Source organism: Streptomyces sp. NPDC091209 (assembly GCF_044757755.1).
Taxonomy (GTDB): domain Bacteria; phylum Actinomycetota; class Actinomycetes; order Streptomycetales; family Streptomycetaceae; genus Streptomyces.
Genome location: NZ_JBIVVR010000012.1, coordinates 269,863 through 286,124 on the forward strand (window position 1 = coordinate 269,863; position 16,262 = coordinate 286,124).

Genomic DNA, 16,262 nt, shown 5'->3' on the forward strand with positions numbered 1-16,262 from the left:
GGCACGATGGGGCGTGGGGCGTGGGGTGTCAGGAAGCGCCGAGTTCGTCGTCCAGCAGGTCGAAGAGCTCGTCGTCGGTCACCGAGTCGAGGTCGTCGCCGTCGACGCCCTCTCCGGTGCCGCCCGTCGGGTCCTGGTCGTCGGTCCACTTGGTCATCAGGGCCTGGAGGCGCATGGTGATCCGCGAACGCGTGACGCTGTCCGCGTCCGCGGCCGTCAACGCGGCCTCCAGCCGGTCGAGTTCACCGAAAACGGTCGGGCCGTCGGCATCGAGGGGCAGCGCCGAGCGCAGGTAGTCGCTCAGCGCCTGCGGCGTCGGGTGGTCGAAGATCAGCGTGGCCGGCAGGCGCAGCCCGCTGGCCACGCCGAGCCGGTTGCGCAGCTCGACCGCCGTCAACGAATCGAAGCCCAACTCCTTGAAGGCGCTGTGCGGTTCGACGGCCGTCGCCCCGGCATGGCCCAGCACCTGGGCCACCTGGGTGCGTACCAGGTCCAGCAGGAGCCGGTCCCGCTCGGCGGCCGGGAGCAGCGCCAGGCGCTGTGCCAGCGACTCGGGGGCGTCCGCCGTCGCCCCGCCGGCCCGGCGCCGCACCGGGGTGCGGAGCAGGCCGCGCAGCAGCGGCGGCACGGTGTCGCCGACCTGGGCCTGCAGGGCCGGCAGGTCCAGCCGGACGGGCACCAGTACGGCGGGCCCGGCCGCAGGCACCAGCGCCGCGTCGAAGAGCGCCAGCCCGTCGGCGGCCGACAGGGCGTTCACGCTGCCCCGGCTCAGCCGGTCACGGTCGCGCTCGTCGAGGGTGGCGGCCATGCCCGCCTCGTCGTCCCACAGGCCCCAGGCGAGCGAGACGGCGGGCAGCCCCGTCGCGCGCCGTTGCTGGGCGAGGGCGTCCAGGAAGGTGTTGCCTGCGGCGTAGTTGGCCTGTCCGGCGTTGCCGAACACACCGGCCGCCGAGGAGAACAGCACGAACGCCGACAGGTCCAGCTCACGGGTCAGCTCGTGCAGGTGCCAGGCCGCGTCCACCTTGGGTCGCAGCACCCGGTCCAGCCTTTCGGCGGTGAGCGCCTCGACGGTCCCGTCGTCCAGCACACCGGCGGCGTGCACGACGACGGTCAGGGGGTGCTCGGCGGGTACGGAGGCGAGCAGCGCGGCCACCGCGTCCCGATCGGCCACGTCGCAGGCCGCCCAGGTTGCCGACGCACCCAACTCTCCTAGCTGGGCGGCGAGTTCGCTGGCTCCCTCGGCCTGTTCGCCGCGTCGGCTCACCAACAGCAGGTGACGTACGCCGTGTTCGGTGACCAGGTGCCGGGCGATCAGAGCGCCGAGGGTGCCGCCGGCGCCCGTGACCAGGGCCGTGCCCTGCGGGTCGGCACGGGTGCCGTCGCCAAGCTCGGTGGGGGTGCCGTCGCCCGGCTCGGTGGGGCCGGCGTCGCCCGCGGGGACGGTCGTGCGGGCCAGACGCGGGACCAGCACGACCCCGTCGCGCAGGGCGAACTGCGGCTCGTCGGAGGCCAGCGCGTCGGGCAGCGCGCGCCAGGAGGCGTCCGTGCCGTCCACGTCCACCAGGACCAGCCGGCCCGGGTGTTCGGCCTGTGCGGAGCGCACCAGGCCCCACACCGGGGCGTGCGCCAGGTCCTTCACACCCTCGTCGGCGCCCGGGGCGACGGCCCCGCGCGTGACGAACACGAGCCGTGCCTCGGCGAACCTCTCGTCCGCCACCCAGCGGCGCACCAGCGCCAGGGCGTCGCCCGCGGCCTCGTGCGCGGCCCGCGCGAGCCCCGCGCCCGTACGGGAGCCGGGGACCGGGTCGAGCGACACGAACACCGTCGCCGGCGCTCCCAACGCCTCGGCCTCCTCGGCCAGTTCCGCCAGGTCGGCGTAGGGCTCGGTGCCGACCGCGCCGGGCAGCGCGGCCATCAGCCCGAGCGGGTCGGTGCCCAGCACCGCCCACGTTCCGTCGACCGGTGCTTTCGCCCCGGGCAGGGTCAGCGCGGTCCAGTCCACCTGGAACAGCGCGTCGCGCACCGGACCCCTGCCGCTGCCCTCGAAGGCGTCGGCGGCCAGCGGTCGCAGCACCAGCGACGGCACCGTGAGAAGCGGCTGCCCGGCCTCGTCGGTGATGTCCAGCGCGACCGCGTCGCGCCCCGCGGGGGCCATGGTCACCCGCAGCGCCTTCGCGCCGACCGCGTGCAGCCGCACACCGTCCCAGGCGAACGGCAGCCGTGCGCCCTCGGGCCCTTCGGGGAAGAAGTCGCCCAGGCCCACCGCGTGCAGCGCCGCGTCCAGCAGCGCCGGGTGCAGCCCGTACGTGGCCGCCTCGGCCCGTCGCTCCTCGGCGAGCGAGACCTCGGCGAACACCTCGTCGCCGCGTCGCCACGCCGCCCGCAGGTTGCGGAAGGCCGGGCCGTAGCCGAGCCCGATGGCCTCGAACGACGGGTAGAGGTCCGTCACCTCGCACTCCTCGGCGCCGGCCGGCGGCCACTCGGTGTGCGGGGCGAGGTCGGCCGCCGCGTCGGCGACCGCCAGCACACCGCCCGCGTGCCGGGTCCAAGCCGCCTCGAAGGCGGCCTCCTCCGGCCGCGAGTAGACGTGGAACTCCCGTCGGCCCGCGTCGTCGGCACCCGCCACAGCCAGGCGCAGTTGCACCCCGCCGGTCTCCGGCAGCACCAGCGGCGCCTCCAGCGTCAGGCTCTCCAGCAGGTCCAGGCCCGCGTGGTCACCGGCCCGCACCGCGAGTTCCACCAGCACCGCGCCCGGCACCACGACCGTGCCGGCCACCCGGTGGTCGGCCAGCCAGGGGTGGGTTCGCAGCGACAGCAGTCCGGTCAGCAGGAATCCGTCCGAGTCCGGCAGTTCCACCGCCGCGCCCAGCAACGGGTGCCCGGCGGAACCGAGTCCCGCGGAGACCACATCGCCCGCGAGGGCGTGCGGGGGAGCCTCCAGCCAGTAGCGCTTGCGCTGGAAGGCGTACGTCGGCAGGTCCACGCGCTCGGCGCCGGTGACGGCGAAGTAGGCGGGCCAGTCCACGACCGCGCCCCGGACGTGGGCCCCGGCCAGGGCGGCGGCGATCGTCTCCGGCTCGGCGCGTCCACCGCGCAGGGCGGGGGTGAGGACGGTGGTGTCGGGATGATCGAGGCAGTCCTGGGCCATGGCGGAGAGGATCCCGTCGGGGCCGAGTTCGACGTACGTCGTCACGCCCGCGGCTTCGAGGGTGCCGATGCCGTCGGCGAAGCGGACCGCCTCACGGACATGGCGGACCCAGAAGTCGGGGTCGGCCATGTCGTCGGTGACCACCGCGCCGGTCAGATTCGACACGACCGCGATCCGGGGACTGTCGTAGGTCAGCCCCTCCGCCACCTTGCGGAAGTCGGCGAGCATCCCGTCCATGTGCGGCGAATGGAACGCATGACTGACCGACAGGCGCTTGGACTTGCGGTCCTTGAATGAGCGGACAACCCCCTCCGCCTCGTCCAGGTCACCCGCGATGACCACCGACCGGGGCCCGTTGATGGCCGCGATACTCACCCGCTCGCTCAGCAGCGGCGTGACCTCGACCTCGGTCGCCTCCAGCGCGACCATCACCCCGCCCTCCGGCAGGGCCTGCATCAGCCGACCACGCGCCGACACCAGCTTGCAGGCATCATCCAGGGACAGCACACCGGCCACATGCGCAGCAGCGATCTCACCGATCGAATGACCGGACACGAACTCCGGCCGCACACCCCACGACTCGAACAACCGGAACAACGCCACCTCGACGGCGAACAACGCCGGCTGTGCGCATGCGGTCCGGTTCAGCAGCTCCGCATCCTCCCCGAACAGCACATCCTTCAGGGAGAGTTCGAGATCCATCCGCTCCGCCACCGCGTCCAGCGCCGCCGCGAACACGGGCTGGGACGCGTACAACTCACGCCCCATACCGACCCGCTGACTCCCCTGCCCGGTGAACAGGAAGGCGAGCTTGCCGGCGTCCGGCGAGCCGATCGTCAGGTTGGCGGAGGTCTCGCCCGCGGCGAGCGCGGCGAGGCCGGAGAGGAACCCGTCGCGATCCCCGGCGACCACGGCGGCCCGGCGGTCGAGCAGCGTGCGGCTCGTCGTCAGGGCGTACCCGATGCCGGTGAGGGACAGTTCGGGGTGCGCGATCACATGGGCGCGGAGGCGTTGGGCCTGGGCGCGCAGCGCGTCCGGGGTCTTCGCCGAGAGCAGCCAGGGCAGACTGCCCGGCTCGCGCCCGGGCTCCCGGGGCTCCTCCGGGGTGGTCGGCGCGGGGGCCTGCTCGATGATGGTGTGCGCGTTCGTACCGCTGAACCCGAAGGAGGAGACGGCGGCGCGGCGGGGTCGGCCGGTCTCCGGCCACGCGACGGACTCGGTCAACAGGCGTACAGCGCCCGCCTCCCAGTCCACGTGCGGGGTCGGCTCGTCCACGTGCAGCGTCCGGGGAACCACACCGTGACGCATCGCCTGGACCATCTTGATGATGCCCGCGACACCGGCCGCGGCCTGCGTGTGCCCCATGTTCGACTTGACCGACCCCAGCAGCAACGGCCGCTCGGCAGAACGCTCCTGACCGTACGTCGCCAGCAGCGCCTGCGCCTCGATCGGATCACCCAGCGTCGTACCCGTACCGTGCGCCTCGACCACGTCCACCTCGGACACCGACAGACCGGCGTTCGCCAACGCCTGCCGGATCACCCGCTGCTGGGACGGACCGTTCGGAGCGGTCAGACCGTTGGACGCACCGTCCTGATTGACCGCCGAACCCCGCACCACCGCCAGCACCGGATGACCGTTGCGCTCCGCGTCCGACAACCGCTCGACCAGGAGGACGCCCGCCCCCTCCGACCAACCGGTGCCGTCCGCGTCGGCCGAGAAGGCCTTGCAGCGACCGTCGGCCGCCAGACCGCGCTGTCGGCTGAACTCCACGAACGGCGCGGGGGTGGCCATCACGGTCACACCGCCCGCGAGCGCCAGGTCGCACTCGCCGTTGCGCAGCGCCTGCACCGCCAGGTGCAGCGCCACCAGGGACGACGAGCACGCCGTGTCGACCGTGATGGCGGGCCCCTCCAGACCGAAGGCGTACGAGAGCCGGCCGGAGATCACGCTCGCGGCGTTGCCGGTGCCGAGGAAGCCCTCGACGCCCTCGGGCAGCGCGGTGAGACGTGAGGCGTAGTCGTGGTACATGACGCCGGCGAAGACACCTGTACGGCTGCCACGCAGCGACGTCGGGTCGATGCCGACCCGCTCGATCGCCTCCCACGAGGTCTCCAGCAGCAACCGCTGCTGCGGGTCCATGGCCAGTGCCTCGCGCGGCGAGATGCCGAAGAACGCCGGGTCGAAGTGGCCCGCGTCGCGCACGAACCCGCCCTCGCGGGCGTAGCTGGTGCCCTGATGGTCGGGATCGGCGTCGTACAGCGCCTCGACGTCCCAGCCGCGATCCTCCGGGAAGCCGGAGACGGCGTCCCGGCCCTCCATGACGAGCCGCCACAGGTCGTCCGGGGTCTCCACGCCACCGGGATATCGGCAGCCGAGACCGACGATGGCGATGGGCTCGTCGTCCCGGAGGACGGTGGCCACGGGAGTGTCCAACACCGGCACGGCACCCACGAGTTCGCTACGCAGGTGCGTAGCGAGGATCGTCGCGGTCGGGTAGTCGAAGACCAGCGTGGCGGGCAGCCGCAAGCCGGTCACCGATGCGAGCAGGTTGCGCAGCTCGACGGCGGTCAGCGAGTCGAAGCCCAGCTCGCGGAAGGAACGGTCCGTCTCCACCGCCTCCGGCCCGGCGTATCCGAGGACCGTGGCGACCTGGCCGCGCACGCTCTCCAGTACGTACGCGGTCTGCTCCTCGACGGTCATCCGGCCCAGGCGCGCGGCCAGGGCGTTACCGCTGCTGTCCGCGGCCTGCGTGGCGCGGCGCACGGTGGCGCGGACCAGTCCGCTGAGCAGCGGCGGCACCGTTCCGGCGCGCAGCGCGGCCAGGTCGAGCTTCACCGGGACCAGCAGCGCCTGCCCGGAGGCCGTCGCGGCGTCGAAGAGCGCCAGACCCTCGGCCGCCTCCAACGCGGAGACCCCACCACGGCCCAGCCGCTCCCGGTCACCCTCCCCGAGGTCACCGGTCATCGCGGACTCCGCGGCCCACAGCCCCCAGGCCAGCGACGTCGCCGCCAGACCCCGCGCCCTGCGATGCTGAGCCAACGCGTCCAGGAACACGTTGCCCGCCGCATAGTTGGCCTGACCCGCACCACCGAACACACCGGCCGCCGACGAGAACACCACGAACAGATCCAGATCCCCGGCCAGTTCGTGCAGATGCCAGGCCGCGTCCACCTTCGGACGCAAAACCTTCGACACCCGCTCGGCGGTCAACGAACCGATCACACCGTCGTCCAGCACACCCGCCGTATGGACCACACCCGACACCGGATGCTGGGCGAGCAGCGCCGCCAGCGCCGCACGATCGGCCACATCACACGCGGCCCACACGACCTCCGCACCCAACTCGGCCAGCTCGGCCGTCAGTTCAGCCGCTCCCGGAGCATCCCCACCCCGACGTGAGACCAACAACAGCTTCCGCACACCGCGTTCGGACACCAGGTGCCGGGCGAACAGGCCACCCAGCGCACCACTCGCCCCCGTCACCAGAACCACGCCCTCCGGGGACACGGGCTCCACATCGGCCACGGTCGCCCGCACCAGACGCGGCACCAACAGCGCACCCGCACGCACCGCGACCTCCGGCTCGCCCGAGGCGAGGGCCAGGAAGGCGGGGTCGGGCAGGTCGGGGCCGTCGGCCTCCAACAGGCCGAAGCGACCCGGGTTCTCGGTGGCCGCGGAGCGGACGAGACCGCGCACCGCCGCACCCGCGAGGTCTGTTACGGAGTCGCTGGTTCGGACGGCAGTGCTGCCGCGTGTGACGAACACCAGGCGCGCGGCGGCGAACTTCTCGTCGGCCAGCCACCCCTGAGTCAGCGCGAGCGCCGCGGCGACTCGCGCGTGCACGGCGTCGGGCAGCCCGGCGCCGTCCATGACCGTGTCGGCGTCCGGGTCCAGCTCGACGACCACCAACTCCGGGACGTCACCTGCCGCGATGGCAGCCAGGTCGGAATAACGCGGGGCGTGGACGTCGGGGAGCCCGGCCCCCAGGACGGCACGGCCCGGAGCCGGCGCCGAACGGTCGGCCGGGACCTCGGTCCAGTCGATCGCGTACAGCGAGTCCTGCCGACCACCGCGCGCGGCGCCGATCTGCTCGGCGGACATGGCACGCAGCACCAGCGAGTCGACGGAGGCGACGGGTTCACCCGTGGTGTCGGCGAGTTCCAGCGACACCGCGTCGCGACCGGCCGGAGCCAGTCGCACCCGTACCGCCGAGGCGCCCGCCGCGTGCAGCCGCACGCCGCTCCAGGCGAACGGCAGGCGGGCGCCCGCCTCCTCGCTGCCGGACGGGACGTCGCCGAGGGCGAGGGCGAGGGTGTGCAGGGCCGAGTCGAGCAGGGCCGGGTGCAGCCCGAAGGCCGCCGCGTCGGTCCCCGCCCCACTGGGCAGGGTCAGCTCGGCGAAGAGCTCGTCGCCGCGCCGCCAAGCCGCGCGCAGCCCCTGGAACACCGGCCCGTAAACGAGCCCCGCGGCCTCCAGCACCTCGTACGCGGCCTCTGTCGGCAGCGGGTTCGCGCCGGCCGGTGGCCACGCGCCCAGGTCCATGGCGGGGGGCCGTACCTCGTCGGTGAGCAGGCCCTCGGCGTGCCGCAGCCACGGCTCGTCCTCGAGGTCGGGCCTGGAGAACACCACGACCGGCCGCCGACCGGAACCGTCGGGCGTCCCGACGGTCAACTGCACCTGTACGGAACCCGGTTCGGACAGCACCAGCGGGGCCTGCAGGGTCAGCTCGTCCAGCGCGGGGCAGCCGACGCGCTCGCCGGCGTGCAGGGCGAGCTCGACCAGCGCCGCGCCGGGGAGCAGCACGGACCCCATGACCACATGGTCGGCCAGCCAGGGGTGGGTGCGCAGAGAGAGCCTGCCGGTGAACACGCTGCCGTCGGTGTCCGCGAGCGCGACCGCCGCGCCCAGCAGCGGGTGCCCTGCCGGGGCCAGGCCCAGCCCGGACGCGTCGCCGGACGGCACGGCACCGGCCTCGGGCCAGTAGCGCTCGCGCTGGAAGGCGTACGTCGGCAGGTCCACGCGGCGCGCGCCGGAACCGGCGAAGTACGCGGCCCAGTCGGCGTTCGCGCCCCGGACGTGGGCCTGGGCGAGGGCCGCGACAACGGTCTCGGCCTCGTCGCGACCGGCGCGCAGGGCGGCCGCGAAGGCGGCCTCGCCTTCGACGCACTCCTGAGCCATGGCGGTCAGGACGCCGTCGGGACCGAGTTCGAGGTACGTGGTGACACCGGCGGCTTCGAGGGTCCGGATACCGTCCGCGAAGCGGACCGCCTCACGCACGTGACGCACCCAGAACTCGGGATGCGTCAACTGCTCCGAAGCGAGAGCACCGCTCACATTCGAGATCAGTGCTATCCGGGGGGTCGCGTACGTGATGCCCTCCGCGACCTCACGGAAGGCGTCCAGCATGCCGTCCATGTGCGGCGAGTGGAACGCGTGACTCACGGTGAGGCGCTTGGACCTGCGGTCGCTGAATGAACCGGCGATCCTCTCGGCCTCATCCGAGTCACCCGCAATGACGATGGACCGCGGCCCGTTGATCGCGGCGATGCTCACGCGCTGGCTGAGAAGCGGCGTGACCTCGGCCTCGGTCGCCTCCAGCGCGATCATCACCCCGCCCTCGGGAAGGGCTTGCATCAGCTGGCCGCGCGCCGAAACGAGCCTGCAGGCGTCCTCCAGCGACAGCACCCCGGCCACGTGCGCGGCAGCGATCTCACCGATCGAGTGACCGGACACGAAGTCCGGCCGCACACCCCACGACTCGAACAACCGGAACAACGCCACCTCGACGGCGAACAACGCCGGCTGCGCGAACTCCGTCCGGTTCAACGGCTCGGTGTCCTCGCCGAACAGCACCTCCTTCAGCGGGAGTTCGAGATCCATCCGCTCCGCGACCGCGTCCAGCGCCGCCGCGAACACCGGATACACGGCGTACAACTCACGCCCCATACCCAGCCGCTGACTCCCCTGCCCCGTGAACAGGAACGCCGTACGACCGCTCTTGGTGGCTGTGCCCCGGAGAAGTTCGGGGACCGGGGTGTTCTCGGCGAGGGCGTCGAGCCGGGTGAGCACGGTGGCGGCCGTGTCGTCCGCGGACGCCAGGACCACGGCTCGGTGGTCGAAGGCGGCGCGGCCGGTGGCCAGCGACCGGGCGACGTCGGTGAGCGCGATGTCCGGGTGGGCCGCGAGGTGGTCGCGCAGGGCGCGCGCCTGGGCGGCCAGGGCTTCGGCGTTCCGCCCGGCGAGGCGCAGCGGGAGCACGGCCGGGGCAGCGGGACGCTCGCCCGGCTCAGCCTGCGGTTCCTCGGGGGCCTGCTCGATGATGGTGTGGGCGTTGGTGCCGCTGATGCCGAAGGAGGACACGGCGGCCCGGCGCGGCCGGCCGGTCTCCGGCCAGGCGACGGGCTCGGTGAGCAGTGAGACCGCGCCGTCGGTCCACTCGACGTGCGGCGAGGGCTGCTCGGCGTGCAGCGTTCTGGGCAGGATGCCGTGGCGCATCGCCTGGACCATCTTGATGATGCCCGCGACACCGGCCGCGGCCTGCGTGTGCCCGAGGTTGGACTTGATGGAGCCCAGCCAGAGGGGCTGGTCGACGGTGTGTTCGCGGCCGTACGTGGCGAGCAGCGCCTGTGCCTCGATCGGGTCGCCCAGCGTCGTACCCGTGCCGTGCGCCTCGACCGCGTCCACCTCGGACGCGGACAGCCCCGAGCTCGCCAAGGCGGCCCGGATGACGCGCTGTTGGGACGGGCCGTTGGGCGCGGTGAGGCCGTTGGAGGCGCCATCCTGGTTGATCGCCGAGCCGCGTACCACCGCGAGGACCGGGTGGCCGTTGCGGCGGGCGTCGGACAGCCGCTCCACCAGGAGCATGCCCGCACCCTCGCCCCAGCCGGTGCCGTCGGCGTCCGCGGAGAAGGCGCGGCAACGGCCGTCGGGCGACAGGCCGCGCTGCCGGCTGAAGCCGACGAACGTGCCCGGCGTGGCCATGACGGTCACACCACCGGCCAGCGCCATGTCGCATTCGCCGCTGCGCAGCGCGTGGACGGCCAGGTGCAGCGCGACCAGTGAGGAGGAGCAGGCCGTGTCGATGGTGACGGCCGGGCCCTCCAGACCGAAGGTGTAGGAGACGCGGCCGGAGGCGATGCTGCCGGTGCTGCCCGAGCCGAGGGTGCCGTCGGCGCCGTCGGCGGAGCTCTCCACCAGGGTCGCGTAGTCGTGGTACATCACCCCGGCGAAGACGCCGGTGCGGCTGCCGCGCACGGTGGCCGGGTCGATACCGGCCCGTTCGAACGCCTCCCAGGTGGTCTCCAGGAGCAGCCGCTGCTGCGGGTCCGTGCCGACGGCGTCGCGCGGCGAGATACCGAAGAACGTCGGGTCGAAGGCGGCGGCGTCGTGCAGGAAGCCGCCGTGCCGGGTGTACGAGGTGCCGGGGTGGTCCGGGTCGGGGTCGTACAGCGCCTCGGTGTCCCAGCCGCGGTCGGTGGGGAAGCCGGAGATGGCGTCCACCCCACCCTCCAGGAGCTGCCACAGCTCTTCGGGGGTGGTGACACCGCCGGGGAAACGGCAGCTCATCGCCACGATGGCGATGGGGTCGTCGGAGGCGGCCGCGGGCGCGGGCGCTCCGGTCGCCGGCTGGGCTGCGGCCGCCCCGAGTTCTCCGGCCAGGTGGCGGGCGAGTGCCAGGGAGGAGGGGTGGTCGAAGACGAGCGTGGTGGGCAGTCGGCGGCCGAGGGCGGCACCGAGCCGGTTGCGCAGTTCGACAGCGGTAAGGGAGTCGAAGCCCAGCTCGCTGAAGGCCTGTTCGGGGTCGACGGCGTCCGGCGAGGCGTGGCCGAGCACATCGGCGACATGCCGCAGCACCAGGTCCAGCAGCACGCGTTCACGGTCGCCGGCGTCGTGTTCCGTGAGCCGCCGCTCCAGCGCGGACAGGTCCGTCGGGCTGGCGGCGGAGGCGGTGCGGCGCCTTGGGGTGCGGACCAACGCCCGCAGGAGAGGCGCGACTTCGGCACCCGTCGTCGGCACGGTGAGCCGCATGGGCACGAGCAGACCCGGGGCCGGGCCGGCCGCGCCGAGCGTGTCCGCGAGGTCGAGAAGGGTGAGGCCCTCGGCGGCGGTGAGGCCGTGGACGCCGGCGCGCCGCATCCGGTCGCGGTCGGTGTCGTCGAGCGCGCCGGCCATACCGTCGGCGTCCTCCCACAGGCCCCAGGCCAGCGAGAGGCCGGGCAGACCGGCCGCACGCCGGTACTGGGCAAGGGCGTCGAGGAAGCTGTTGGCGGCGGCGTAGTTGGCCTGTCCGGGGGCGCCGAACACACCGGCTGCCGAGGAGAACAGTACGAACGCCGAAAGATCGCGGTCGCGGGTCAACTCGTGCAGGTTCAGGGCGGCGTCGGCCTTGGGCCGCAGCACGGTGTCCAGATGGTCGGGGGTGAGCGAGTCGAGGACGCCGTCGCTCAGGACACCGGCGGTGTGCACGACCGCCGTCAGCGGGTGCGCCTCGGGCACGGAGGCGAGCACCGCGGCCAGCGCGTCCCGGTCGGCCGCGTCGCACGCGGCCCAGGTCACGGATGCGCCGAACTCCTTTAGCTCAGCGGTCAGTTCGCCGGCACCCGGGGCCTGCTCTCCCCTGCGGCTGAGCAGCAGCAGGTGGCGTACGCCCCGCTCGGCCACCAGGTGACGGGCGACGAGCCGGCCGAGCGTACCGGTGGCGCCGGTGACCAGCACCGTGCCGTTCACATCGTACGTCGGCACCTCGGCGCGCTCATCGGCGGGTACGCGGGCCAGTCGGGGCGCGAGCACGACGCCTTCGCGCAGGGCCAGTTGGGGCTCGTCACCGGCGAGCGCGGCAGCGAGCAGGTCGAGCGGGGGCTCGGCAGCGTCCACGAGGAGAAAGCGGCCCGGGTGCTCGGACTGCGCGGAGCGCACCAGGCCCTGGACGGCGGCGTGCACCGGGTCGGTCACCGCGTCCTCGTCGCGCGCGGCGACCGCGCCCTCGGTGAGCAGGACCAGCCGGGTGCGGTCGAACCGTTCCTCGGCGAGCCACTGCTGGAGCAGGGCCAGCGTGCGGTGCGTGGCCGAACGTACGGCCTCGGGGGTCGGGGCGGGCGCCTGCGGGTACGGCACGAGGACCGCGTCCGGGGCGGTCCCGCCCTCGTCCAACGCCGCTACCAGGGCCGCGAGATCGGCGTACCGCGGCACCTGCTCGCCCACCACGGCGAGGCCCGCGTGACGGTCGGCCGCCGCCTTCGCGAGATCCGTGCAACCGCCGGCCTCCGCGAGCTCCGCGTCCCGTTCGCCCCTCGCCGTCGCGAGGTCCCCGAGCACGGTCCACCGCACCCCGACCTCTCCGGCGGGCAGCGTCACCGGGGCCCAGTCCACCCGGAACAGCGAGTCGTGCCCGCGCCCGGTGGCGAGGTCGCCCGCCGAAACGGCCCGCAGCGTGACCGAGTCAATGTCGGCGACGGGCCGACCGGCGCCGTCGGCCAGGGCGATCGACACCGCGTCGGTGCCGGCCCGGGCGAGTCGTACGCGCAGCACGGAGGCGCCCACGGCGTGCAGGGACACCCCGCTCCACACGAACGGCAGTCGGCTCCGGCCGGTGTCCTCGACGAGCCCGGCGAGGCCGATGGCGTGCAGCGCGGCGTCCAGCAGCGCGGGGTGGATTCCGAACTGCGCGTGCTCGGCGCTCTGTTCGGCCTCGGTGTCCACCTCGACGTACACGGCGTCGTCGGTGCGCCAGGCGGCGCGCACGCCCCGGAAGGCGGGCCCGTACTCCAGGCCGGCCTGGGCGAGCCCGGCGTACAGGTCCTCGACGGGCAGCGGTACGGAGTCGGTGGGCGGCCACTCGGCGAGGGAGGTGGTCGGTTCGGGGGCCCCGGTGGTGAGGACGCCGTCCGCGTGCCGGGTCCAGGGTTCGAGGGGGTCGGCGCCCTCGGGTCGGGAGTGGACGCCGAGAACGCGCCGGCCGGTGGTGTCGGGGGCGCCGACCCACAACTGGAGCTGCACGCCGCCCTGTTCGGGCAGCACGAGCGGGGCTTGCAGGGCGAGCTCCTCCAGCAGGTCGCAGCCGACCTGGTCACCGGCGCGCATCGCCAGCTCGACGAAGGCGGCGCCGGGCAGCACGACCGAGCCGTGCACGGCGTGGTCGGCCAGCCACGGATGGGTGTCCAGGCCCAGCCGCCCGGTGCAGAGGAAGCCGTTGGTGTCGGCGAGCGCGACGGCCGCGCCGAGCAGGGGGTGTCCGGCGGAGCCGAGCCCGGCCGCCGTGACGTCGTTCGCGGGCCGCCCGGCGTCCAGCCAGTAGCGCTCGCGCTGGAAGGCGTACGTGGGCAGGTCTGCGCGCCCGGCTCCTGAACCGGCGTGGTACGCGGCCCAGTCAACGGTCACACCCCGTACATGCAGGCGGGCCAGGGCGTCGGTCAGCGCCTCGGTCTCGGGGCGGTCCTTGCGCAGCAGGGGCACGAGGGCGGCGGGACTGTCGGTGAGGCAGTCCTCGGCGAGCGCCGACAGGACGCCGTCGGGGCCCAGTTCCACGAAGTGCGTGACGTTGCGGTCGGCGAGGGTACGGATGCCGTCGGCGAAGCGGACGGCCTCGCGGACGTGGCGCACCCAGAACTCGGGCCGCGTCAACTGCTCCGAAACGAGAGCACCGCTCACATTCGAGATCACCGATATCTTCGGCAGCGCGTACGCCAGGCCCTCGGCCACTGCACGGAAGGCGTCGAGCATGCCGTCCATGTGCGGCGAGTGGAAAGCGTGGCTCACGGTCAGCCGCTTGGACCTGCGGTGGGAGAACGAACCGGCGATCCGCTCGGCCTCCTCCACGTCGCCCGCGATCACCACGGACCGCGGCCCGTTGATCGCCGCGATACTCACCCGCTCCGACAGCAGCGGAGCAACCTCCGCCTCCGTCGCCTGGAGCGCGATCATCACGCCACCCTCGGGCAGCGCCTGCATCAGCCGACCACGAGCAGCCACCAGCTTGCAGGCGTCCTTCAACGAGAACACCCCAGCCACATGCGCGGCCGCGATCTCACCGATCGAGTGCCCGGACACGAAGTCCGGCCGCACACCCCACGATTCGAACAGCCGGAAAAGGGCGACCTCGACCGCGAACAACGCCGGCTGCGCGAACTCCGTACGATTCAGCAGCTCCGCATCGTCCCCGAACAGCACGTCCTTCAGCGGGAGTTCGAGATCCATCCGCTCCGCGACCGCGTCCAGCGCCGCCGCAAACACCGGATACACGGCGTACAACTCACGCCCCATGCCCAGCCGCTGACTCCCCTGCCCCGTAAACAGGAAGGCCAGCTTGCCGGCGACCGGTCGGCCCTTGATGACGCCGGGGACGGTCCCCTCGGAGTCGGTGTCGGAGCCGGAACCGGAGCCGGAGTCGAGGTCGGAGAGGGCCGCGAGCGCGGCGGTGAGCCCGTCGCGGTCGGGGGCGGTGAGCACCGCCCGGTGCTCGAAGTCGGTACGCGCGGTGGCGAGGGTGCGAGCCGCGTCGAGGATGCCGAGGTCGGGGTGGTCGGCCACGTGGGCGTGGAGGCGGGCGGCCTGGGCGCGCAGCGCGGCCGGGGTGCGCCCGGAGAGGTTCCACAACACGGGGACGGCCGCGGGCGCGGCGGCCCCGGCCACGGCGGGCTCCACGGTCTGCTCGGGCTCAGGGGCCTGTTCCAGGACGGTGTGCGCGTTGGTGCCGCTGATGCCGAAGGAGGAGACGCCGGCCCGGCGCGGGCGGCCGGTCTCGGGCCAGGCGCGCTGCTCGGTGAGGAGCTCGACCGCGCCCTCGGTCCAGTCGACGTCGGTCGTGGGCTCGTGCGCGTGCAGGGTGCGGGGCAGGACGCCGTGGCGCATCGCCATGACCATCTTGATGATGCCCGCGACACCCGCGGCGGCCTGGGTGTGTCCGATGTTCGACTTGATGGAGCCCAGGTAGAGGGGCTGCCCTTCGGTGTGCTCGCGCCCGTAGGTGGCGAGCAGGGCCTGGGCCTCGATGGGGTCACCGAGGGTGGTACCGGTGCCGTGCGCCTCGACGGCGTCGATGTGCGCGGCGGGCAGCCGGGCCTCGCCGAGCGCCTGGCGGATGACACGCTGCTGCGAGGGGCCGTTGGGCGCCGTGAGACCGCTGCTGGCGCCGTCCTGGTTCACGGCGGAGCCGCGTACCAGGGCGAGCACGGGGTGGCCGTTGCGGCGGGCCTCGGACAGCCGCTCCAGCACCAGCATGCCGGCGCCCTCGCCCCAGCCGGTGCCGTCGGCGGAGGCGGCGAAGGACTTGCAGCGGCCGTCGCCGGCCAGGCCCCGCTGCCGGCTGAACTCCGTGAAGGTACCGGGCGTGGACATCACGGTGACACCGCCGGCGAGGGCGAGCGTGCACTCGCCCTTGCGCAGCGCCTGGGCGGCCAGGTGGACGGCGACCAGCGAGGAGGAGCAGGCGGTGTCGACGGTGACGGCCGGGCCCTCCAGGCCGAGGGTGTAGGCGATACGGCCGGAGGCGATGCTGCCGGAACTGCCGTTGCCGAGGAAGGGCTCGACCTCCTCGGCGACACTGAACAGCCGGGCCGCGTAGTCGTGGTACATCAGCCCGGCGAAGACGCCGGTGCGGCTGCCGCGCAGTGCGGTCGGGTCGATGCCCGCGCGCTCGAACGCCTCCCAGGAGATCTCAAGGAGCAGGCGCTGCTGCGGGTCCATGGCGAGGGCCTCGCGCGGGGAGATCCCGAAGAACGCGGGGTCGAAGTCGGCCGCGTCGTGCAGGAAGCCGCCGACCTTCTCGTACGCGTCGATGCCCGACTCGGGGTCGGGGTCGAACAGGACGTCGCCCGGCCAGCCCCGGTCGTCGGGGTAGGGGGTGGCCGCGTCGACACCGCCCGCGACGAGCTCCCAGAGCCGTTCGGGTGTGTCGACGCCACCGGGGTAGCGGCAGCTCATCGCCACGACCGCGATGGGTTCCTGCTCGCGCTCCTCGACCTCGCGCAGCCGTCGCCGGGCCTCGCGGAGGTCGGTCGTCGCCCGCTTGAGGTAATCGAGGTACTTCTCCTCGTTCACCATTACGCCATCCCCGTGGTCTTGGTCGGAATGCTCGCGCGGAGCAGGTGGGTCATCAGGTGGGAGCCGGTGAGGG

At 73.5% G+C, this 16,262-nt stretch carries 1 protein-coding gene; it reads right to left on the reverse strand.

Features of this window, described 5'->3' with window-relative positions:
* Positions 1 to 28: 28 nt before the first annotated feature.
* Positions 29 to 16,189 (reverse strand): type I polyketide synthase, encoded by a 16,161-nt coding sequence (locus ACIQRL_RS31215; RefSeq protein WP_401337787.1) that lies wholly within the window; start codon positions 16,187 to 16,189, stop codon positions 29 to 31.
* Positions 16,190 to 16,262 lie beyond the last annotated feature (73 nt).

Bases quoted from the DNA above. Each gene is read 5' to 3' on its own strand.
- ACIQRL_RS31215 (WP_401337787.1), bottom strand. From the start codon at position 16,189: ATGGTGAACGAGGAGAAGTACCTCGATTACCTCAAGCGGGCGACGACC.